Below are 20750 nucleotides of genomic sequence, written 5' to 3' on the forward strand. Positions count from 1 at the left end.
GGGGGAGTCCTGCCGGGCCGTTTCCGGCCGGCAGGGCTCCCCCGCTCCCTGTCATGCTGGCGCTAGTTGCGGCGCCCCGCGGAATCGTAGGTCGGCGCGGAACCGCTCGCTGCGGTGCCCGCCCCGGCCGTCGTCACCTCGGTCCGGTCGCCGTGCCCCGGCCACCACGCGGCGTGGCCGATCAGGGCGGTGAGGCTCGGCGTGAAGAACATCGCCATGACGAAGGCGGCGACGGCGATGCCGAAGGACACCGCGAAACCCATCTCCGTGAGCAGCGAGTTGCCCGCCAGCATCATCGTGGCGAAGGTCGCCGCCAGGATGAAGCCGGCCGCGGCGACGGTCGGTCCGGCGTGCCGCAGCGCCATGCCGGCCGCCTCGCGCGGCTCGCGGCCCTCGCGGGCCTCCTCGCGGAGCCGGGCGATCATGAGGATGTTGTAGTCGGTGCCGATGGCGACCACGAACAGATACATGATCACCGGGAGCATGAACATCAGACCCGAGTGCCCCTGGCCCTTCTGGAAGATCCAGACGGTGGCACCGAGGGTGGCGCCGAACCCGAGGCCCACGGAGGCCATCAGGTACCAGGGGGCGACCACGCTGCGCAGCAGCAGGCCCAGGATGACCATGATGAGGAGGGCGGCCACCGGGAAGACCGTCCGGTAGTCGTGGTTCACCGCGGTGTTGATGTCCTTGAAGATCGAGGACATACCGCCGACGACCGCCTTGGTGCCGTCAGGGGCGTTGGAGTGGGCGACGTCGCGCACCGTGCCGACGGTGTCGATCGCCTTGTCCGTGGACGCCTCGTACTTGAGCGTGACGGTGAAGTCCGCGGTGGTGCCGTCCTTGTTCAGCTGGGTCATCCGGGCACTGGCGACCCCGTCCACGGCCCCGAGCTTCTGCGCGTACGTGTCGAAGCCGGCCTTGTCCAGCGGCTTGCCGTCGGTGCTGGACAGGTAGACGTCGGTGGGTGCCGCGGCGCCCGCAGAGTACGCCTTCTGCATCTGGTCCTGTACGACCATGGACTCCTTGGTCTTCGGCATGGAGCCCGATGCCAGGTCGAACGTGGCATGGAAGCTGAGGGTGCCGAGCGACAGCGCGACCAGGATGAGGCCGGACACCGCGGCGGTGAGCGCCGGGCGGCGCTGCACACCGCGGCCGAGCGCGGCGAACCGGGCGTTCTCCGGCTCCTTCTGCCAGGACTTGGAAGGCCAGAAGACCTTCGGTCCGATGAGCGAGACCACGGCCGGGATCAGGGTCAGACCCGCGACGAGGGTGACGCCGACCGCGATGGCGAGCGCCGGGCCCATCTGCTTGAGGAAGCCGAGGGTGGACAGCACCAGGGCGAGGAACGCGATGATGACCGCGCCGGCCGCCGAGGCGATGGCCTCACCGACCCGGTCGACCGCGTTGATCATGGCCTGCTTGGGTTCGTCACCGGAGCGCAGGCGTTCGCGGTAGCGGAACATCAGGAACAGGAAGTAGTCCGTGCCCACGCCGAAGAGCACGACGATCAGGATCGACGAGATCGAGCTGTTGGCCTGGAGGTCGAACAGCTTGGTGGCGTAGGCGATCAGGCCGTTGGCGATGGCCGACACCAGGCCGATCAGCACCAGGGGAAGTACGGCCAGGATCGGTGCCCGGAAGATGATCAGCAGCGTCACCAAGATGATCACGAAGGTGCCGATACCGATCAGTGCCTGTCCGCGCTTGGACGAGTCCTGCTGGTCGAGGGCCTGGGCGGCGGAACCGCCGAGCTTCACATCGAGATGCGTGCCCTTGGCCAGTTGCTTGACGTCGTCGCGCAACACCTTGGCCGCGTCCGCCTGTTTGGGCTGACCGGCGTTCTTGCTGTCCATCTGCACCAGGGTCAGGTCATACCTGCCGTCCTTGGACGGCAGGCCGGGGACGACCTTCTGCACCTGGTCGATGTGCTTGTTGCCCAGTTCGGTGGTGATCCGGGCGACGTCCTGCTTGTCGGCGGCGGTCAGCGTGCCGCCGTCGGTGCGCTGGTACAGCGCGATCGCGGACGGGGTGAAGGCGCTGGGGAACGCCTTCTGTTGGAGCTCCGCCGCTTTGATGGATTCATAACTCTTGGGTAGGAAGCTGCTCTCGTCGCTGTTCGAGGGCAGACTCGGTGCGGTGGCAACGATCGCCACCGCGGCGATCAGCCAAGCCACGATCGTCCACACAGGATGTCGGACGACTGTGTTGCCAATACGTCGGAACATGCGGAAGGTCCTCCTGGACAGGAAGATCACCGCAGCCCGGGGAGCGGTCCCTGGCATCGGCGACCCCGAACGGCACGTAACTAACGGACCGTGTCGAATGGTTGTCTTGAGGTCACATGGTAGTGACCGAATACGAAGATCATCTCATCAGATGAGCGGGGACGGGCCGTTCAGCCGAGAACGAACGGGATTCTGGCGGCGAGTTCGCCCAGCACGGCCCGCTCCGCGTCCGTCGGCGTACGGCGCCCGGTGCCGATCAGCAACGCGTCCTTGTCGGAGAGCGCGGCGGGGAAAGCGGTGCCGGCGATCTCCTCCAGTGACGCGCGCGCCGCCGCGAGGGTCTCGGCGGGCGGCTCGGCGGCCGCCGGCAGACGGGCGATCAGATCGAGGTGATGCAGGGTCCACTCGACCACGTACGCGGACAGGTAGTCACCGACGGTCAGCACCTCGTCGCGGGTGCTGACGCGGACGGCCGGGTCGGCCAGCTCCGCGGCGCGGCCCGCCGCCGAACCGACGTCGTCCAGGTGGAACTTCAGCCACCGCGGCTCGCCGTAGGCGGCGGCCAGCCTGGGGATCAGCGCATCGAGCGGATCCTCGCCGGTCGGGGGCTCGACCAGCTTCCAGTAGGTGACCGCGTCCACGGTCGGTTCGGTATCGGCGGGCGTGACCAGGGTGATCAGGACGTCCTGGGCATCGATCACCAGGTGGCACACCAGGTCCCGGACCAGCCAGCCGGCACAGCCGGACGGTCGTTCGAAGTACTCGTCCGGGAGTTCGGCGACCGCGGTGCGCAGCGCCGTCCACGAGCGTAAGAAAAGATCCACTGCGGCAAGGTAGTGCGGGGGCGGCGCGACGGACAACCGAATTCGGTGCGGGTCGCGCCCCCGTGGCGCGGTGACCGGACCCGGCCGGGCGGTTCAGCGCACGGACGGTGAGAGCCGGTAGGAAGCGGCAAGGTCGCGCACCTCCACGGAGATGACCGCCTGACCCTCCGCACCGTCACCCAGTGGCACGTGCTTGGCGAGCAGGGCCAGAACGCTGTCGGAGAGCCGCGCCTTGTGCGCCTCGGAGCGGCCGGGCATGAGGCCGACTTCCACGTGGACGAAAACGGTCTCCTCGTTCGGCGTGTCGCCGACGTACGTATCCGCCTGGCGCACCAATGTCTTGCACACGCCCGACGAACCGGACTCCTCGACCACAAGCGGGTGCATTTCCTTCACAAGAGCACGGACATCGAAGGCTCCGGCCAGGCGGGAGGAGTAGTCGATGGTGAGGTGCGGCATGGCGGGCCTTTCGCGCGTTCCCCGTGGTTTCTCCCGGCAACTATTTTCCCTCATGTCGCGACTGCTGGGCAGCGGGCCCCAACCCCCTTTCCTCATGGCTTACTTCACTACTTGACGGAATTGGTCTGGACCTCTAACTTCAGCCGACAGCCACCCCACCGAAAGGGCCACCCTGTCCATGGCCAGGTCCCTCTCCGCTGCCGTCCTCGCAGGCGCACTCGGTCTCTCCGCATGCCTGCTCACCGCCGCCCCCGCCCAGGCCGCCACGGGCGCCGTCACCGGGCTCGCCGGCAAGTGCCTCGACGTCGCCGGCGCCCACTCCGCCGACGGCACGCCCGTCCAGCTCTACGACTGCAACGGCACCGGCGCCCAGCAGTGGACGGTCGGCGCCGACGGCACCATCCGCGCCCTGGGCAAGTGCCTGGACGTGACGGGCGGTTCGACCGCCGACGGAGCCAAGGTGCAGCTGTGGAGCTGTACCGGCGGCGCGAACCAGAAATGGACCGTCACCGCCGCCCACGACATCGTCAACCGGCAGGCGAACAAGTGCCTGGACGTCACCGACGGCAACCCCGCCAACGGCACCAGGATCCGGATCTGGAGCTGCGGCGGCGGAGTCGGCCAGAAGTGGACCGCGCCCACGGCCGCGCCGGCGACCGACCAGTGCTGGGCGACCCACTACGGCCCCCAGCCGCCCGGTGCCCGCACGGCCAGCGGCGAGCTGTTCGACAACGACGCCGACACCGCGGCGACCTCGCTCAGCCGCCGGCCCCAACTGCCCTTCGGCACCCTGGTACAGGTCACCAACACCGCCAACGGCAGGTCGCTGGTGGTCCGCGTCAACGACCGGGGCACGTTCGCCTCCACTCCGCAGCAACCCAAGTGCCTGGACCTGACCGACGGCGCCTTCAGCCGGCTTGGCGGAAGCCTCGATCCCGACGCCGGCCACATCGTCGTCACACAGACCGTCCTCACACAGACCGTCCCCGACCGACCCCGGGCGGCCGCCCCGGCCGACTCCGCGACCCGTCCACTCGACCAGGACAGGAGAACCCGTCGATGCACCTCCGCCTCACCCAACTCCCCTACGGACACATACGCTTGAGACATCTCGCACGCCTCCTGGCGGCCGGGGTCGTCGCCGCCCCGCTCGCCGCGCTGTTCACCGCCGCACCCGCCCAGGCCGCGGACGGCCGGATCACCGGACTGGCCGGCAAGTGCGTCGACGTGGCCGGAGCCGGCACCGCCAACGGCACAGCCGTACAGCTTTACGACTGCAACGGAACCAACGCCCAGAACTGGTCGAACCCCGGCGACGGAACCCTGCGGGCGCTCGGCAAGTGCCTGGACGTCGTCGACCGCGGCACCGCCGACGGCGCGGCGGTCCAGCTGTGGGACTGCGGCGGCGGCGCCAACCAGCAGTGGGTGGTCACCGCGGCCCACGACATCGTCAACCCGGCCGCGAACAAGTGTCTCGACGTGCGGGACAACAACAGCGCCAACAGCACGCGGCTGCAGATCTGGACCTGTACGGGCGGCGCGCACCAGAAGTGGAACGCTCCGGCCGGCGGCGGGAGCGGCACCCCTTCCGGATTCGCCGTCTCCGAAAGCCAGTTCAACCAGATGTTCCCGAACCGGAACTCCTTCTACACCTACAGCGGGCTCGTCCAGGCCCTGAGCGCCTACCCCGGCTTCGCGGACACCGGAAGCGACACGGTCAGGAAGCAGGAGGCCGCCGCCTTCCTCGCCAACGTCAGCCATGAGACCGGCGGGCTGGTGTACGTCGTCGAGCAGAACACCGCCAACTACCCGACCTACTGCGACCGGAGCCAGCCGTACGGCTGCCCGGCGGGACAGGCCGCCTACTACGGACGCGGCCCCCTCCAGCTGTCCTGGAACTTCAACTACAAGGCCGCGGGTGACGCCCTCGGCATCGACCTCCTGGACAACCCCTGGCAGGTCGAGAACGACCCGGCCATCGCCTGGAAGACCGGCCTGTGGTACTGGAACACCCAGTCCGGACCCGGCACCATGACCCCGCACAACGCCATAGTCGACGGCGCCGGCTTCGGCCAGACCATCCGGTCCATCAACGGCTCCCTGGAATGCGACGGCAAGAACCCGGCCCAGGTCCAGAGCCGCGTCGACGCCTACCAGCGCTTCACCCAGATCCTCGGCGTCCCGCCCGGCAGCAACCTGTACTGCTGACCACGTCTCCGAGTGACTGTGATCAGGGCGCGCTCGGTCCGTGGGGCGCGTCCATGCGCTGGGTGCCGATGACCGACAGCAGCCGGAGCGCTTCCTCGGAGGGCGAGCCGGGGACGGCGGTGTAGATGACGACCTGCTGGTCGCGGCCGGTGACGTCGAGGGCGTCGCAGTCGACGGTGACCGGCCCGACCAGCGGGTGCTGGAACGTCTTGCGCAGGGTGGGTTCCGCGGCCACGTCGTGGGAGTCCCACAGCCGGGTGAACTCCTCGCTGCCGGTGCGGAGTTCGCGGATCAGCGCGCTGACCTCGGGGTCGTCGGGGTAGCGGGCGGCGGTGGAGCGCAGGCGCCGGGCGGCGTGGCGGGCGAACGCGTCGGCGTCGGACACGCCGTACAGTCGCCGCCCCGCGGGACGCGGCCCGAGGAAGGCACGGCGGGCCAGGTTGCGGTCGCGTCGGGACAGGGCCGAGAAGTCCTCCATGAGGGCGGCCGCCAGCTCGTTCCAGGCGAGGACCTCCAGCAGGGCGGAGGTCACGAAGGCGGCGGACCGCGGCAGCCGGTGCACCAGGTCGAGAATGCTCTGCGGCACCTCGCGCGAGGGGCCGGGCGGTGGGCACGGCGGGGCGCCGGCCAGGAGGTGGAGGTGGCCGCGTTCGGCGTCCGTCAGCCGCAGGGCGCGGGCCAGCCCGGTCAGCACCTCGTGCGACGGGCGCGGGCCACGGGCCTGTTCCAGCCGGGTGTAGTACTCGGTGGAGATATACGCCAGTCGCGCCACCTCCTCGCGGCGCAGCCCCGGTGTGCGCCGGCGCGGCCCGGCGGGCAGGCCCACGTCGGCGGGGCCGATCCGCTCGCGCCTGCTGCGCAGAAAGGTCGCCAGTTCCGCTCTGTCCACGCCTCCAGTGTGCGCGGATGCCGCGCGACTGATCCAGGTACTGCCGGTGCCTGGATACGCCCTGCTCACGGGCGCAGGCTCGCTGCCATGGAGAACACACAGCCCATCGAAGCTCCCGCATCGCTCGCCTCTGGCCTGCTGGCCGGGAAGGTTGCCTTCGTCAGCGGTGCCGGCCGCGGGATCGGCGCCGCCGCGGCGCGGCTGTTCGCCCGGGAAGGGGCCCAGGTGCTCCTCGCGGCTCGCACGGAGGCGCAGCTGAAGGCGGTGACCGAGGAGATCCGCGCGGCGGGCGGCACCGCGGACTACGCCGTGTGCGATCTGGCCGACGCGGCGAGCGTGCGCGCCGCCGTGGACCGTACCGTCAGCCTTTACGGCCGTCTCGACATCGCCTTCAACAACGGTGCGACGTTCCAGCGGCCCGGCCCCATGGACGAGCTGCCGGAGGGCGAGTTCGACGAGGTCTACACGGTGAACCTGAAGGGCGTCTGGCTGGCCATGGCCGCCGAGGTCGCCGCCATCCGGGCCACCGCGGGGACGGGTGCCCTCGTCAACAACTCGTCCGTCGGCAGTCTGCGGGGCAACCCCGAGCTGCCGGCGTACGGTGCGATGAAGCGGGCGGTGAACAGCCTGACGGAGTCGGCGGCCGTGACCTACGGCCCCGAAGGCATCCGGGTCAATGCGATCGCCCCCGGCAACACGCTGACGGAGATGATCCGGGCGTGGGAGGAGCGGTCCCCCGGTCTCCAGGAGCGGTTGACGGCCGTGACCCCGCTGCGCCGCGCGGCCGGCCCCGAGGAGATCGCCGAGGCCGCCGCCTGGCTGCTGAGCGACCGCGCCTCCTTCGTGACGGGCGCGGTGCTGCAGGTCGACGGCGGCGCACGGGCGTGACCTCGGGGTCGTCGGGACCGGTCAGTCGAGGCCGAGGACGTTCAGGGTCTGTTCGGCCATGTGCTGTTCACCGAGCGCGTTGGGGTGGACCGGCACGATGTTCGTACCGAACAGAAGCGGCTCGATCCACCGGGTCCCGATGGGCCGGCAGGCGTCGTGGCCCTCGGACACCTGGGAGAAGTCCACGTACGTGGCCCCGGTCTCCTCGGCGGCGCGCTGGACGACGGCGTTGAGATGGGCCTGCAGGGCGTGCAGGTACGGCACGTCACCGGAGGCGACCGGGAGTTGGGCGAAGCAGGACGGGTCGGCCTTGGCGGGGGTGATCCACGGGTAGCCGAGGACCGCGACACGGGCGTCCGGTGCCTTGGCCCGGACGCTGCGCAGCGCGCTCTTCAGCGCGGGGTAGGTGTTCGCGTCGATGGCGTCGTCGAAGGTGCTGCCGTAGATGTCCTTGCAGGGGCTGCCGTTGCCTCCGCTGAAGATGCCCGCGGTCCCGCAGGCGAGCATGGCGTTGATGAAGGTGCCGTTGTCGTTGCCGCCGATGGTCAGCGTCACCAGGTCGGTGTCCGCGGTGACCGCGTCCGTCTGCGGGGCGACTCCGGGGTACTGCGACTCGGTGAAGTCCTTGGTCTGGGCGGCGCCGCAGGTGACGTCGGTCAGCCGGGCGCCGGTGCCGGCGGCGATGACGTGGGGGTAGTTGGCCGTGGAGCGCAGGCAGATCAGATTGCTCGCGTCGATGGGCAGGACGCCGGAGGCGGCGCTGTAACTGTCCCCGAGGGCGGCGTAGTTCAGGGTGGTGGCGGCCTGGGCGGGTGTGGCGGTGAGGCCTAGGGTCAGCGCGCCGGCCAGCGCGAAGGTCGCTGCGACGGCACGGCGCAGTGCGGACATGGGCATGTGCTCCCTCTTCTCGGGATGGGGACACCGAGCGGGCGGGCATGGCGGTGCCCGCCCGCGTGCCGGTGCGCGAGAATGCGGCTCAGAGCGTGGGGAAGTGCCGGCCGCCGGGGCGTGGATACGTGGGCGCACGCAGGGCGACGGCCGCGAAGTGCCTGTTCGCGGGATTACCGCTGGGTTCTACTGATAGGTAATGTGAGGGCGCCGCACCGCGGAGTCAACGTTGTTGACGGAAATTCTTGAAACGCTCATGCATCCGCGGTCCCGTGCGTCCCGCCCTTACGAAGTCATGACGCGACGGTCGCGTGCCCCGGTCACGGTGCCGTGCGCGTCTAGCGTGGCCGTATGCGTGTACTGGTCACCGGCGGTGCCGGTTTCATCGGGTCCCATGTCGTCGAGGCGCTGCGGGCGAGCGGGCATGAGCCACTCGTGTACGACGTCCGCGCCGACACCGGCGGGGACGTGCGCGATCCGGTCTCGGTCGCGCGGGCGTTGGCCGGGGTGGACGCCGTGTGCCATCAGGCGGCGATGGTCGGACTCGGCGACGGTGTCGCCGACGCGGCGGAGTACGTCTCGCGCAACGACCTCGGCACGGCGGTGCTGGTCGCGGCCATGGCGGAGGCGGGGGTACGGCGCCTGGTGCTCGCGGGGTCGATGGTGGTGTACGGCGAGGGACGTTACGCGTGCCCGCGGCACGGGGTCGTACGCCCCGGTCCGCGCAGCGTCGCCGACCTCGACGCGGGACGGTTCGAGCCCGTGTGCCCGCACTGCGGCGCACAGCTGAGCCCCGGGCTCGTCGACGAGGACGCGCCGGCCGATCCGCGCAACGTGTACGCCGCGACCAAGCTGGCGCAGGAGCACCTGGCCGCCGCCTGGGCCCGCAGCACGGGTGGGGCGGCGGTGTCCTTGCGCTACCACAACGTGTACGGCCCCCGGATGCCGCGCGACACCCCGTACGCCGGGGTCGCGTCCTTCTTCCGCTCGGCCCTGGCCCGCGGCGAGGCCCCGCGGGTGTTCGAGGACGGACGGCAGCGGCGGGACTTCGTCCATGTCCGGGACGTGGCGGCGGCCAACGTGGCGGCGCTGGAGGCGCCGGCCGCCCCGGGTGTCCTCACCGCGTACAACACCGGCAGCGGTGAGCCGCGTACCGTCGGCGAACTGGCACGGGCGCTGGCGGCCGCGTACGGCGGACCGGAACCCGTGGTCACCGGGGAGTACCGGCTGGGCGACGTACGGCACATCACCGCGGACTCCTCCCGCCTGCGCTCCGCGCTGGGGTGGCAGCCGCGGGTCGGGTTCGCCGAGGGGATGCGGGAGTTCGCGTGGGCGGAACCGGGCGAGGGCTGAAGCAGGGCCGGAACGCGGCTGCTTGGGGGCTCACGCAGGGAGGAGTCACAGCGAAAACGGGAACGATGCCTGCGACTTACGACGTCGGAACTGGCAGAGTCACCTCGAAGCGGCAGCCTCCGGGGATGTTGCGCACGCTGGCCCGGCCCTGGTGGGCCTCCACGATGCCCCGGACGATGGCCAGGCCGAGGCCCGCGCCCGCCGGTGGCGTGCGGGCGTCGGTGCCGCGCCAGCCGGTGTCGAAGACGCGCGGCAGATCCTCCTCGGGAATGCCGCCGCAGCCGTCGGTGACGGACAGGACCACTCCGTCCTCGGTGCGTTCGGCGGCGATGGCGACCGTGCCGTCGGGCGGGGTCCGGCGGATGGCGTTGACCAGGAGGTTGCCCAGCACCCGGGTCATCTCCTTGCCGTCGACCTCGACCGGCACGGGTTCGACGTGGTCGCCCACGAGGCGTACGCCGTTTTCCCTGGCGAGCGGGTCGGCGCCCGCCAGCGCGTCGCCGACCAGGTCGTACAGGGAGATCCGGACAGGACTCAGCGGGAGCGTGCCCGCGTGGATACGGGAGAGTTCGAAGAGGTCGCCGACCATGTCGTTGAGCCGTTCGACCTCGGTGCGCATCTGCTTGAGGTAGCGGTCGGGATCGGCGGCCACCCCGTCCTCCAGCGCCTCGGACATGGCGCGCAGTCCGGCCAGCGGGGTGCGCAGATCGTGCGAGATCCAGGCGACCAGTTCGCGCCGGGACTTCTCCAGCGCCCGCTCCCGCTCGCGGGACTCGGCGAGCCGGGCGCTGGTCGCGGCCAACTCGCGGCTGAGGGCGTCCAGTTCGGCGGTGGCGGGGCCGTGCGGGGCGGCGAAGGAACCGGCGTCACCGAAGGAGCGGGCGGCGTCGGCGAGGGCGCGGCTGCGGGCCACGACCCAGCGGCCGAGCACCAGTGCGGTGGCCAGGGAGACCACGGCAGCCATGGCGACGACGGTGGTGACCACACTCAGGTCGTGCGAGGACAGAAACATCGCCCAGGCGACGGCCAGCGTGCCGGCGAGCATGGCGACGACGCCGACGGCCGCGACGACGGCTAGGGAGGCGGTGAGCGAGCGTCGCCGGATCAGCCGCAGCACACCCGCTCCCGCGACGCCCGCGGCGGCGGCGCCCGCGAAGGCGTAGAGGGCGATGAGAAGGGTGTCACGCATGGTCAGAGCACCGCCTCTCCGGGCTCGAAGCGATAGCCCACGCCCCAGACCGTCTGGATCAGGCGGGGCCGTGCCGGGTCGTCCTCGACCTTGCCGCGCAGCCGGCGGACATGGACGGTGACGGTGGACAGGTCGCCGAAGTCCCAGCCCCAGACCTCGCGCATCAGGTCCTCGCGGCTGTAGGCCCGGCCGGGGTGCCGCAGGAAGAAGGCGAGCAGGTCGAACTCCCTGAGAGTGAGGGCGAGTTCGCTGCCGTTCTTGGTCGCCCTGCGGGCGTCGGGGTCCATCGAGAGTCCGGCCGCGGCGAGCCGGTGCCCCGTGGCCGCGGGGCGGCTGCGGCGCAGTACCGACTCCACGCGCAGGACCAGTTCGCGGGGGCTGAAGGGCTTGGTGACGTAGTCGTCGGCGCCGACCTCCAGGCCCAGGATGCGGTCGTCCTCGTCGCCGCGGGCGGTGAGCATGATGACCGGCACGGGCCCGCGGTCCCGCATCCGCCGGCACACCTCCAGGCCGTCCATGCCGGGCAGCATCAGGTCGAGCACCACGAGGTCGGGCCGGTGCGCGGCGGCGCGAGTGAGGGCGGTCGGGCCGTCGTCGGCGCGGTCGACCAGATAGCCGGCGCGGTGCAGATATCCGGTGACGACCTCGGCGACGGTCGGATCGTCGTCGACGACCAGGATCCGGGCCGCCCCGCCTGCGGTTTCGGTCTCGTGGGGCTCGTACGGCGATTGCATGCCCCAAGCGTCGCACCGCAGGTCCGGCGGTGGCGCGCCCTGGGCCGGGCGTCCGCGTTTCGTAAGGACCGCGAGTCCGATATGCCCGATTGGCGTTCGTAGGCTGAAACCGTGACGACCACTTCCACGGACGTCGACGTGGTGCTGCCCTGCCTGGACGAGGCCGAGGCCCTGCCCTGGGTGCTCGGCCGGATCCCGGCGGGCTGGCGCGCCCTCGTCGTCGACAACGGTTCCACCGACGGCTCCGCCGACCTCGCCCGCGCGCTCGGCGCGACGGTGGTGCACGAGCCGCGGCGCGGCTTCGGCGCCGCCTGCCACGCCGGGCTGACCGCGGCCACGAGCGACGTCGTGTGCTTCTGCGACTGCGACGCCTCCCTGGACCCCGCGCTGCTGGTGCCCTTCGTGCGGGAGATCCGGGAGGGCGCGGCCGACCTGGTGCTCGGCCGGCGGCGCCCCGAGGGCCGGGGTGCCTGGCCCGCGCACGCCCGCGCGGGCAATCTCGCGCTGGCCCGGATGCTGCGCCGCCGTACCGGGCTGCGCCTGCACGATCTGGGTCCGCTGCGCGCCGCCCGACGTGAGCCGCTGCTCGCGCTCGGTCTCACCGACCGGCGCAGCGGCTATCCCCTGCAGATGGTCGTCCGCGCGGCCGACGCCGGCTGGCGTATCGCCGAGCACGACGTGCCCTACCGGCCTCGCACCGGCGCCTCCAAGGTGACGGGCACCTGGCGCGGCACCTGGCAGGCGGTGCGGGACATGAGCCGCGTGCTCGCCGAGACCCCGGCCGACGGGGGGCTCGTACGATGACCGCGCTTCTTGTCATCGCCAAGGAACCGCTCCCGGGACGCGTCAAGACCCGGCTCACCCCGCCCTTCACCCCGCGAGAGGCGGCCCGGCTCGCGGAGGCGGCGCTCGTCGACACCCTGCACGCCGTGGCGGCGGCTCCCGCGACCCGGCGGGTCCTCGTCCTCGACGGGGCGCCGGGACCCTGGCTGCCGCCCGGCTTCGAGGTGCTGCCGCAGTGCGCGGGCGGGCTGGACGAGCGGCTGGCGGACGCCTTCGCGCACTGCACCGGCCCGGCCCTGCTCATCGGCATGGACACCCCGCAGGTGACACCGGAGCTGCTCGCCGTGGACTTCGCGGGCTGCGACGCGTACTTCGGTCCGGCCGAGGACGGCGGCTTCTGGGCCCTGGGTCTGGCCGAGCCCGACCCGGCGCTGCTGCGCGGGGTGCCCATGTCGACGCCGCAGACCGGGGCGGTGCAGCGGGAGCGGCTGCTGGCCGCCGGGCTGCGGGTGCGCGAGCTGCCCCGGCTGCGGGACGTCGACACCGCCGCCGACGCGCGCGCGGTCGCCGCGCTGGCCCCGCACGGGCGGTTCGCCGCCCGGCTGGCCCGCTGCACACCGGTCACCCGGTGATGGGCGGCTCTGTCGCCTGGGCGGCCGCGGACCCCTACGCGGCCGCGCTGCGCACCGGCCGCGGCCCGCTGTTCCTGCGCCGCGCCGACGGCTGGCTGCTGCCGCTGGAGGTGGAGCGCTGGTGCGGCAGCGCGGACGCCGTGGACCGGGCGGTGCTGGACCGCTGCGAGGGCGCCGTCCTGGACGTCGGCTGCGGTCCCGGCCGGCTCGTCGCGGAACTCGCCGCCCGCGGCCGTACCGTGCTCGGCATCGACGTCAGCGAGGCCGCCGTCGACCACACCGTCGGGCTCGGCGGGCAGGCGCTGCGGCGCTCGGTCTTCGAGCGGTTGCCCGGCGAGGGCCGGTGGGACACCGTGCTGCTGATGGACGGCAACATCGGCATCGGCGGAGAGCCGTCCGCCCTGCTGCAGCGGGTGGCCGCGCTGCTGCGCCCGGGCGGTCTGCTGATCGCCGAGACCCTGCCGGGACACGTCGACGAACGCGCCCGGGTCCAGGTCGTCGACACGTTCGGTGCCGCGCGGGCCGCCGGTGCCCCCTTCCCCTGGGCGCGCCTCGGCACCCCGGCCCTGCTGCGGTACGCGCGCAGGGCCGGCTGGCGGCCCGTCGCTCAGTGGGGCGCGGACGGCCGTCGCTTCGTGGCCCTGCGCACCCGCAGGCCCAGCAGCAACGCCGAACCGCCGAAGAGTACGGCGGTGATCAGCAGCCAGCGGGTGAGGAAGCCGTCCGGCGAGAGGCCGGTGGCCGACCGGTAGGGCCCGGCCACCATCCCGCTGATCAGCGGGAACCAGACGAGCAGGAGCAGCCCGGACAGCGTCGCCGGGACGCGTACGTAGAGCGTCCAGCCACGCCGTCCGGCCGCCCCGAGTCCGCGTACGACCGCCCGGTCGGCCACCGTGTACAGCGGCAGCAGGACGAGGTCGTGCAGCAGCGCGGCGCCCACGATCCACAGCGCCACCCCGAGCCAGTCGCCGGCGAGCAGCCGGATCCCGGCGTACGCGGCGAGCGCGAACGAGCAGACGAGCAGCAGCAGTTGGAGGGGGCTGCCCAGCGGGGGACGACGCGGCATCACAGGTCTCCGAAGGTCAGTCGGGCCACCCACTTGGTGTTGAGCACACCGGGTGCCGCTGGCACGATGATCCGCGCCGGGTGGCCGTGGTCGGGGGACAGTTCCTCGCCGTTGACGGAGAGGGCGAGCAGGGAGCGCCCGTCGGCCACCTGGTTGGCGCGCAGGGCCGCGCGGCGGAAGGCGCCGTGCCGTTGCAGGGACTCCACGAACACGTCCGGCGGATCGCCGTCGTAGCCGACGAGCGCCGCGAGGTCGCGCAGCCGCACCCCGCGCCACCACTGGTCGGCGGTAGACCAGCCCTCCACGCAGGCGATGGGCAACGACGCGCTGTGCTGCGGCAGTCTGAGCAGCTGGGCGCGGCTGAGCCGGACGGTGCCGGTGCGGCCGGTGACCACGAGCCGCCAGGCGTCCTCGTGCGTGTCGGCCGCGGTGATGCCGGCGTAGGCGGCCGTCTTGTTGATCTGGAAGCCGTTCGGGCCGCCGCCGGGATCGGCCGTGCCGTGCGGCGCGAGCAGGGCCGTACGCCGGAAGGGTCCGCCGAGGCTCTGTCCGACCGTGGTCAGGAACAGCAGCAGGGAACCCCCGCCGACCAGTCCCAGCGCGCCGCGCCGGGAGACGGTGGGCGGCGCGGGACGCGGGGAGACCAGGTCGCTCTCCTCGTGCCGCCGCCTGCGTACGGTGCGGACCGCGGCCGGTGTCTTGAGCGCGGCGTGGGCGAGGAAGGCGGCGAAGAACACCCATGCCCCGTAGAAGTGCAGCGGGTAGAACGAGCCGGGAAAGACATAGTCCAGCTGGACGTTGAGCACCCCGGTGGTGAACTCGAACAGGCCGCCGCCGACCAGCAGCAACAGCGAGATCCGCTCCAGCGCGTGGGTCACGGAGCGGGCCGGCGGCAGGGTGAAGAGCCTCGGCACCACCGACCACAGTTTGGCCAGCAGGACGGGGATCAGGGTGATGCCGAGCGTCACATGGACGCCCTGGGTGAGCCGGTACAGCCACACCGGGTCGGTGGGCCAGGCGAACAGGTAGAAGCCCAGGATGCCCTTGTCCGGTGTCTGGTCGTTCACCCGGGACAGGCCCGGGTTGTAGGCGGCGTACGACACCAGTCCGGTCACGAACAGCACGGTGATGCCGACGAGCAGGACGAGGCCGAGCACCGAGGTGAGCCAGGGGCCGCGCAGCGGGCTGCGCCAGAAGCCTGGGGAGGTGGGAAGCCGGGGATGGTCGCGCATGTCCCGACCGTAGGCCGACAGACCCCCGGAAACGGGTCCGTGACCGGTGACGAAACGCTGACGTCCTGCCCGGTCGGCGGCCGGTTGCCGGTCCTCCGGCCTAGCGTTCCGGTGTGACCCGATCTCTCCGCCGCGACCTGTACGCCGCCGGCGCCGCCGCCCTGCTCGTGACGGCGGCCGTTGTCGTCGGCCGGCACATCCAGGACACCCGCCACACCCTGTTCGTCCACTGGCCACCGGTCTTCGCCGACTGGGACCCGCATGTCGGGCCCGGCACCCCAGCGGCGCTGGCGGTGGCGGCGGCCACCGTGGCGTACGGCCCCGCGGTCGCGGCCCGGCTGCCCTGGCGCGGGCTGCTCGCGGTGGCCTGGGCGAGCGCCCTTGCCTGGATCCTGTCGCTCGCCCTGATCGACGGCTGGCACCGGGGCATCGCGGGCCGGCTGACCACCAGCAACGAGTACCTCCGGGTCATCGGCCGCTTCCACGACATCCCGGCCACCCTGCGCGACTTCACGCACCACATCGTCAGCGGCACCCCCGATCCCTGGCCCGCCCATATCGCCGGGCATCCGCCGGCCGCCACGCTCACCTTCGTCCTGCTGGACCGGATCGGGCTCCGGGGCGGCGGCTGGGCCGGGATGTGGTGCATCACCGTGGGTGCCACGGGATGCGTGGCCGTGCTGGTCGCGCTGCGCGCGCTGGCCGACGAGACGCTCGCCCGCCGGGCCGCGCCGTTCCTGGTGCTGGCCCCGGCCGCGGTGTGGCAGGGCACGTCCGCCGACGGGTACTTCGCGGCCGTCGCCGCCTGGTCGCCGGCACTGTTCGCCCTGGCCCTGACCCGCCGGTCGCATGTCTGCGCGGTGGCCTCGGGCCTGCTCTCCGGACTGACCTGCTATCTCTCCTACGGCCTCACGCTGTTCGCGCTGATCGCCGCGGCGGTCCTCGCACTGGGCCGCTCCGGACTGCGCGAACGCCCGGCGCTTCTCCTCTCCCTGCTCGCCGGACTGGCCGTGTTCCCCGTGCTGTTCACGCTCGCCGGCTTCGACTGGTGGCAGGCCTACCACCTGCTCGTCACGCGCTACTACCAGGGCGTCGGCGGCACCCGCCCCTACGGCTACTGGGTCTGGGCCAACCTGGCCTGCACCGCCCTGATCACCGGCCCGGCCACGGCGGCGGGCCTGCGCCGGACGACCACGGTGCTGCTCCCCCGCCCGGACCGCACCCACCCGGCGGAGACACGGCTGGCCCTCCTCGTCACCGCCGCACTGCTCGCCCTGCTGGTCGCCGACCTGTCCGGCATGAGCAAGGCGGAGACGGAACGCATCTGGCTGCCCTTCGCCCTCTGGCTCCTCCCGGCCTGCGCACTGCTCCCCCGCCCGCGCGCCTGGCTCGCCGCCCAGGCGATCCTGGCCCTGCTCCTCAACCATCTGCTGCTGACGGGGTGGTGAGACGGGGGCACGGTCCGGCACCCCTCCCAGCACTCCCGTACACCCGTGCCGGAGTGACTCCGCGTGACCACCGGTCGGTGCGGGCGTTGCGCTGGGCGTGGGACGGGGCGGGTGTGGCCGAAATCGCGTACTGGTGCGGGACGTACCTCTGCCACTTCGCTGGACGGAAACGGGAGGAAGGGACAGGGGATGGACTTCGGCAGGGTCGATCGGCGGCGGTTCATCGGGACGGCGGCGGCAGGGCTGGTCGCCGGCGCCTCCGCACGGGCGGCGGCCGCCGCGGGGGTGCCGGAGGCATCCGGTGCACGGGCCGACCACGCCGGGCGGTTCCTCAACTACACCGGTATGACCGGGGGTTCGGTGACCGGCTGCCGAGCGGACGGCGCGTTGATCGCCGAGGTGCAGGGGGTGCTGTGGCGCGTGCCCCATGACGGCGGAAGGGCCGTACAGGTGACGGGCTGGGAGCTGGAGGCGACCCGGCCCGCCCTGTCCCCGGACGGGAGGACGCTGGCCGTGTGCGGCTATCGCGGGGGCGGCTTCCATCTGTGGACGCTGCGCCCGGACGGCGGCGGACTGCGGCAGGTGACGGACGGGCCCTGGGACGACCGCGGCGTCGCCTGGTCACCGGACGGCACCCGGCTGGCCTTCTCCTCCGAACGCGGCGGCGACGCCACCGCCGGTTCCTCCTACGGGCTGTGGGTGCTGGACCTGGCCTACGGCCGGCCGCGCCGGGTCACCGGCGGGGACCACGAGGACTTCGATCCGGCCTGGTCGGCCGACGGGCGGTCGCTGGTGTGCGTGCGCGCCGCCCACACCCCGGGCGGCGGCAACGACGGCGGACTGTCGCTGGTCCGGGTACCGGTCACGGGAGGCCCGGCAGAGGTGTTGCGCACGGTGACCTCGGGCCGGCTGGTGTGCCCGTCCGTGTCGCCCTCGGGGCGCATCGCATATCTCCATCTGACCGGCGCGAGCACCCCCGGGGTGCCGCCCGACGCGGCGCGGCTGATGGTCGACGGCGAGATCGTCACGGCGGACGAGGACCTGGCGGCCGCTCCGCCGTGCTGGCTGAGCGAGGACGAGCTGCTGTACGTCGGTGACGGGCGGATCCGCGTCCGCTCGCTGGCCCGCTCCTCCGTGCGGGAGGTGCCCTTCACCGCGCGGATGCCGGTGCCCGATCCGTCCGGGCCGCGGCCACGGCGTCCGCTCGACCCGGAGCGGCCGGCTCCGGTGCGCGGGCTGCACCGGCCGGTCCTGTCCCCCGACGGGCGCAGTGTGGCCCTCGTGGCGCTGAACGCCCTGTGGCTGCTGCCGGTCGGCGGCACGCCGCGCAAGCTGCTCCAGGCGGCCGACGTCCACCTGCTGCAGATGCCCGCGTGGGCGCCGGACGGGCGCAGCGTGCTGTACTGCACGGACCAGGACGGGCTGGTGGCCGTACGCCGTCACCATCTGGACGGCGGCGCCGACGAGGCGTTGGCCGAGGGCGGGCGGCTGTTTCCCGCGCTGTCGCCGGACGGCACCCGCCTGGCCTGTCAGGACGTGACCGGGAACCTGCTGGTGCGCACCCTGGCCACGGGCGCCGAGCAGCGGCTGGCCAAGCCGCTGGCCACCGACGGGCCGCCCGGCGCCCCCACCTGGTCGCCCGACGGCCGGTACATCGCCTTCTGCGACCGCAACCGGCTCAACCAGCGTTTCCGCGAGGGATACAACCTCATCCGGGTCATCGACACCCGCACCGGGGACGAACGCCGTCATCTGCCCGCCGAACACCAGTCGTTGTCGGACCGGGGCGCCTCCGGGCCCGTCTGGTCGCCCGACGGCCGCTGGATGGCGCTGGTGGCCGAGTCGGCGCTGTGGCTGCTGCCGGTGACGGCGGACGGCACCCCGGCCGGTCCCGCACGCCGGCTCACCGACGAACCGGCCGACCACCCCAGCTGGTCCGCCGACTCCGGCACCCTCCTCTACCTCTCCGACGGCCGCCTCCGCCGCGTCTCCCTCAGCACCGCACGGACGCACACACTCCCGCTCCGCCTGACCGCCGGGCGCGGTACGAGCGGTTCCCCCGAGCCGCTGCGGATCCACGCCGGACAGCTGTGGGACGGAACCGGCGCGCCGCCTCGGCACGACGTCGACATCCTCGTCACCGGCAAACGGATCACCGCCGTCGAGCCGCACCGCGCCCGCCGCCCCGGACACCGCACCCTCGACGCCTCGGACCGCACCGTCCTCCCCGGTCTCTTCGACAGCCACACCCACCCCTATCCGGCCACCTACGGCGCCCGGCAGAGCCTCACCGCGCTCGCGTACGGCATCACGACGACGGCCTGTCTCGGCAGTGCGCTGTACGAAGCGGTCCGGCTCCGTGAGGCGGCCGACTCCGGGCAGCTGCTCAGCCCGCGGCAGCTCGCCTGCGCCGAACTCATCGACGGTGCGCGCACCGCGTACAGCATGGGCCGCGCCCACCGCACCCGCGACGGTGTCCGGCGCACGCTCCGGCGCGCCGCCGCCCTGGACGTCGACTTCGTGAAGACCTATGTGCGGGCCCCGGGCGAGGTCATGGCCGAGGCCGCTGCGGTCGCCCGGGCGCTCGGCGTGCCCAGCGGCAGCCATCTGTGCGCGCCCGGCCGGGCGGCGGGCCAGAGCCTGACCACTCATCTGCAGGCCACCCAACGCCTGGAGTTCGGGCATGCCACAACCCCGCTCGGCCGCATCGGCCAGGATCTGGTGGAGCAGTACTCCGACGGCTCCTTCGCGTTGATCATCACGCCGTTCACCGCGCAGATCCTGCTCGCCGCCGACCCCCGGCTGGCGGACGATCCGCGCGTGACGCGCCTCATGCCGCCCTGGGACGTCGCCGTCGTCCGCGACCACGCCAAGACCGCGCCCACCGACGCCCAACAGCGGGCCCTGGCCACCGAGATGGCCGACTACCGGCGCCTCACGACGCAGGGTGCCCGCATCGCTCTCGGCACCGACGCGCCGCTGGTCCCGGTCGGTCTCTCCCTGCATCTGGCGCTGCGCGCCCTGCACGCCCACGGCTTCACACCCGCCGAGGTCCTGCACAGCGCGACCACCGTGCCGGCCCGCCTCTTCGGCCTGGACGCGGATCTCGGCACGGTGGAGGAGGGCAGGATCGCCGACCTGACGATCGTCGACGGCGATCCGTTCTCCGACTTCGACACCCTCGTCGACATCCCGGTCGTGGTGCGCGAGGGAATCCCGCACGAGCAGGCCGACTTGACGTCCGCCCACGGAACCGACCGGTCCGACCGGTCTGACCGGTTCGGCCGTTCCGGTGGGCATGAGCCTCCGCCCGGGATGACATGGCTCGACGTGGCCGATCACCTCCGTCGGGGCTCGTGCTGCCACCTCGGCACGGAGGGCGGATAGCACGCGGCCGGGATGGCCTCAGCCGGTCTCGGCCTCGGCCTCGGCCCCGGCCCCGGCGTCCCCGTCGTCGACAGCGGTACGGCTGGCGAGTCGCTCGTAGCGCTGGCGTGCGGCCTGTGGAGTGCCGAGGCCGAGGCCGAAGGCGATGTCGGGCCAGGTCATGCCCCGTCCCCGAGCCATCTGCAGCAGCCCGGCCTCCAGCTCGTCCATCTCCGCCCGCATCAGCGGCACGAGGCTCAGCGCGGCGGTGATGTCGGCGTGGTCCACCTCCGGTTCACCGTCCTCCGCCAGCGCGGCCCCGCTGAGCAGGAACGTCACAAGCCGGACGGCCTCGTGCGGCGCGAGGACCGACGGATGCGTCTGCCGGCGCCGTTGCTCGTCCGTCGCGGCATGCCGCTCGGCGATCCGGAACAGCGAGGCGTACACCCGCTGGGCGCGCGCCTGCTCGGGCTGCGGGGGCGTGAAGGGATCGGTGTGGTCAGCGGTCGATGACATGAGACCAGTGTGGGATCGCACACAACATGGCGTCAACGGATTATTGT

17 protein-coding genes and 2 pseudogenes are annotated in these 20750 nt (G+C 72.5%); 10 read left to right on the forward strand and 9 right to left on the reverse strand.

All coding sequences use genetic code 11. The features are described 5' to 3' along the window. Positions 1–62: 62 nt before the first annotated feature. The 3 genes from AB0L75_RS19265 to AB0L75_RS19275 form a co-directional block, all read right to left on the reverse strand. Positions 63–2228 carry an MMPL family transporter gene (locus tag AB0L75_RS19265; RefSeq protein ID WP_365182249.1) on the reverse strand — a complete coding sequence of 722 codons (2166 nt, stop codon included), beginning with the start codon at positions 2226–2228 and terminating at the stop codon, positions 63–65. A 170-nt stretch (positions 2229–2398) separates the two neighbouring features. Next, on the reverse strand, positions 2399–3052 hold the full coding sequence (locus AB0L75_RS19270; protein ID WP_365182251.1) for a maleylpyruvate isomerase N-terminal domain-containing protein: 654 nt from the start codon (positions 3050–3052) through the stop codon (positions 2399–2401). Positions 3053–3145: 93 nt separating this feature from the next. Continuing rightward, positions 3146–3511 carry a 5-carboxymethyl-2-hydroxymuconate delta isomerase gene (locus AB0L75_RS19275; RefSeq protein WP_365182253.1) on the reverse strand — a complete coding sequence of 122 codons (366 nt, stop codon included), beginning with the start codon at positions 3509–3511 and terminating at the stop codon, positions 3146–3148. 178 nt (positions 3512–3689) lie between these two features. Here AB0L75_RS19275 and AB0L75_RS19280 point away from each other — a divergent pair. From AB0L75_RS19280 to AB0L75_RS19290, 3 genes and pseudogenes are all read left to right on the forward strand, one after another. Further along, positions 3690–4151, forward strand: a pseudogene (locus tag AB0L75_RS19280) (RICIN domain-containing protein); the annotation flags it as partial. Between the two features lie 69 nt (positions 4152–4220). Next, positions 4221–4616: pseudogene (locus tag AB0L75_RS19285) on the forward strand (septal ring lytic transglycosylase RlpA family protein); the annotation flags it as partial. Further along, positions 4571–5719, forward strand: a complete 1149-nt coding sequence (locus AB0L75_RS19290) for a glycoside hydrolase family 19 protein (RefSeq protein ID WP_365182255.1) — start codon at positions 4571–4573, stop codon at positions 5717–5719. The pseudogene AB0L75_RS19285 and the gene AB0L75_RS19290, both read left to right, overlap by 46 nt. A 22-nt stretch (positions 5720–5741) precedes the next feature. Here the strand turns inward: AB0L75_RS19290 and AB0L75_RS19295 are convergent, their stop codons facing one another. Then, the gene (locus AB0L75_RS19295) at positions 5742–6608 is read right to left on the reverse strand and encodes a helix-turn-helix transcriptional regulator (protein WP_365182256.1); all 867 of its coding nucleotides are present in this window, start codon (positions 6606–6608) and stop codon (positions 5742–5744) included. An 87-nt stretch (positions 6609–6695) separates the two neighbouring features. On the opposite strand from AB0L75_RS19295, the gene AB0L75_RS19300 reads away from it, so the two are divergent. Continuing rightward, a complete protein-coding gene (locus AB0L75_RS19300) occupies positions 6696–7496 on the forward strand; it encodes a glucose 1-dehydrogenase (RefSeq protein WP_365182258.1) in 801 nt (266 codons plus the stop codon). Between the two features lie 21 nt (positions 7497–7517). Here AB0L75_RS19300 and AB0L75_RS19305 read toward each other — a convergent pair whose 3' ends face one another. After that, positions 7518–8390, reverse strand: a complete 873-nt coding sequence (locus tag AB0L75_RS19305; protein ID WP_365182260.1) for an SGNH/GDSL hydrolase family protein — start codon at positions 8388–8390, stop codon at positions 7518–7520. Between the two features lie 345 nt (positions 8391–8735). Between AB0L75_RS19305 and AB0L75_RS19310 the strand changes: the two genes are divergently transcribed. Then, positions 8736–9737, forward strand: a complete 1002-nt coding sequence (locus AB0L75_RS19310) for an NAD-dependent epimerase/dehydratase family protein (RefSeq protein WP_365182261.1) — start codon at positions 8736–8738, stop codon at positions 9735–9737. Positions 9738–9813: 76 nt separating this feature from the next. Here the strand turns inward: AB0L75_RS19310 and AB0L75_RS19315 are convergent, their stop codons facing one another. Continuing rightward, positions 9814–10926, reverse strand: coding sequence for a HAMP domain-containing sensor histidine kinase (locus AB0L75_RS19315; protein WP_365182263.1), 1113 nt, complete (start codon positions 10924–10926; stop codon positions 9814–9816). A gap of 2 nt (positions 10927–10928) precedes the next feature. Beyond that, a complete protein-coding gene (locus AB0L75_RS19320) occupies positions 10929–11660 on the reverse strand; it encodes a response regulator transcription factor (protein WP_365182265.1) in 732 nt (243 codons plus the stop codon). 111 nt (positions 11661–11771) lie between these two features. Between AB0L75_RS19320 and AB0L75_RS19325 the strand changes: the two genes are divergently transcribed. From AB0L75_RS19325 to AB0L75_RS19335, 3 genes are read left to right on the forward strand one after another with little or no spacing between them, the layout of a single operon-like run. Then, the gene (locus AB0L75_RS19325) at positions 11772–12464 is read left to right on the forward strand and encodes a glycosyltransferase family 2 protein (protein ID WP_365182266.1); all 693 of its coding nucleotides are present in this window, start codon (positions 11772–11774) and stop codon (positions 12462–12464) included. Continuing rightward, positions 12461–13075, forward strand: coding sequence for a DUF2064 domain-containing protein (locus AB0L75_RS19330; RefSeq protein ID WP_365182267.1), 615 nt, complete (start codon positions 12461–12463; stop codon positions 13073–13075). Before AB0L75_RS19325 ends, AB0L75_RS19330 begins: the two co-directional genes overlap by 4 nt. Beyond that, the gene (locus AB0L75_RS19335) at positions 13075–13827 is read left to right on the forward strand and encodes a class I SAM-dependent methyltransferase (RefSeq protein ID WP_365182269.1); all 753 of its coding nucleotides are present in this window, start codon (positions 13075–13077) and stop codon (positions 13825–13827) included. Before AB0L75_RS19330 ends, AB0L75_RS19335 begins: the two co-directional genes overlap by 1 nt. A 313-nt stretch (positions 13828–14140) precedes the next feature. On the opposite strand, the gene AB0L75_RS19340 is transcribed toward AB0L75_RS19335, so the two are convergent. After that, positions 14141–15373, reverse strand: coding sequence for a molybdopterin-dependent oxidoreductase (locus AB0L75_RS19340; RefSeq protein ID WP_365182271.1), 1233 nt, complete (start codon positions 15371–15373; stop codon positions 14141–14143). A 113-nt stretch (positions 15374–15486) separates the two neighbouring features. Between AB0L75_RS19340 and AB0L75_RS19345 the strand changes: the two genes are divergently transcribed. Together AB0L75_RS19345 and AB0L75_RS19350 are read left to right on the forward strand one after the other, a co-directional pair. Next, positions 15487–16821, forward strand: a complete 1335-nt coding sequence (locus AB0L75_RS19345) for a hypothetical protein (protein WP_365182273.1) — start codon at positions 15487–15489, stop codon at positions 16819–16821. 189 nt (positions 16822–17010) lie between these two features. Then, complete coding sequence (locus AB0L75_RS19350; protein WP_365182274.1) at positions 17011–20208, forward strand: amidohydrolase family protein; 3198 nt, start codon at positions 17011–17013, stop codon at positions 20206–20208. 18 nt (positions 20209–20226) lie between these two features. Here AB0L75_RS19350 and AB0L75_RS19355 read toward each other — a convergent pair whose 3' ends face one another. Then, positions 20227–20703 (reverse strand): DNA-binding protein, encoded by a 477-nt coding sequence (locus AB0L75_RS19355; protein ID WP_365182276.1) that lies wholly within the window; start codon positions 20701–20703, stop codon positions 20227–20229. Positions 20704–20750: the final 47 nt, after the last annotated feature.

The organism is Streptomyces sp. NPDC052101, assembly GCF_040680235.1.
Lineage (GTDB): Bacteria > Actinomycetota > Actinomycetes > Streptomycetales > Streptomycetaceae > Streptomyces.

Excerpts from the sequence above, each read along its gene's own strand:
- AB0L75_RS19265 (WP_365182249.1), bottom strand. The coding sequence starts at position 2,228 with ATGTTCCGACGTATTGGCAACACAGTCGTCCGACATCCTGTGTGGACG.
- AB0L75_RS19275 (WP_365182253.1), bottom strand. The coding sequence starts at position 3,511 with ATGCCGCACCTCACCATCGACTACTCCTCCCGCCTGGCCGGAGCCTTC.
- AB0L75_RS19290 (WP_365182255.1), top strand. The coding sequence starts at position 4,571 with ATGCACCTCCGCCTCACCCAACTCCCCTACGGACACATACGCTTGAGA.
- AB0L75_RS19300 (WP_365182258.1), top strand. The coding sequence starts at position 6,696 with ATGGAGAACACACAGCCCATCGAAGCTCCCGCATCGCTCGCCTCTGGC.
- AB0L75_RS19305 (WP_365182260.1), bottom strand. The coding sequence starts at position 8,390 with ATGCCCATGTCCGCACTGCGCCGTGCCGTCGCAGCGACCTTCGCGCTG.
- AB0L75_RS19310 (WP_365182261.1), top strand. The coding sequence starts at position 8,736 with ATGCGTGTACTGGTCACCGGCGGTGCCGGTTTCATCGGGTCCCATGTC.
- AB0L75_RS19315 (WP_365182263.1), bottom strand. The coding sequence starts at position 10,926 with ATGCGTGACACCCTTCTCATCGCCCTCTACGCCTTCGCGGGCGCCGCC.
- AB0L75_RS19320 (WP_365182265.1), bottom strand. The coding sequence starts at position 11,660 with ATGCAATCGCCGTACGAGCCCCACGAGACCGAAACCGCAGGCGGGGCG.
- AB0L75_RS19330 (WP_365182267.1), top strand. The coding sequence starts at position 12,461 with ATGACCGCGCTTCTTGTCATCGCCAAGGAACCGCTCCCGGGACGCGTC.
- AB0L75_RS19335 (WP_365182269.1), top strand. The coding sequence starts at position 13,075 with ATGGGCGGCTCTGTCGCCTGGGCGGCCGCGGACCCCTACGCGGCCGCG.
- AB0L75_RS19340 (WP_365182271.1), bottom strand. The coding sequence starts at position 15,373 with ATGCGCGACCATCCCCGGCTTCCCACCTCCCCAGGCTTCTGGCGCAGC.
- AB0L75_RS19350 (WP_365182274.1), top strand. The coding sequence starts at position 17,011 with ATGGACTTCGGCAGGGTCGATCGGCGGCGGTTCATCGGGACGGCGGCG.
- AB0L75_RS19355 (WP_365182276.1), bottom strand. The coding sequence starts at position 20,703 with ATGTCATCGACCGCTGACCACACCGATCCCTTCACGCCCCCGCAGCCC.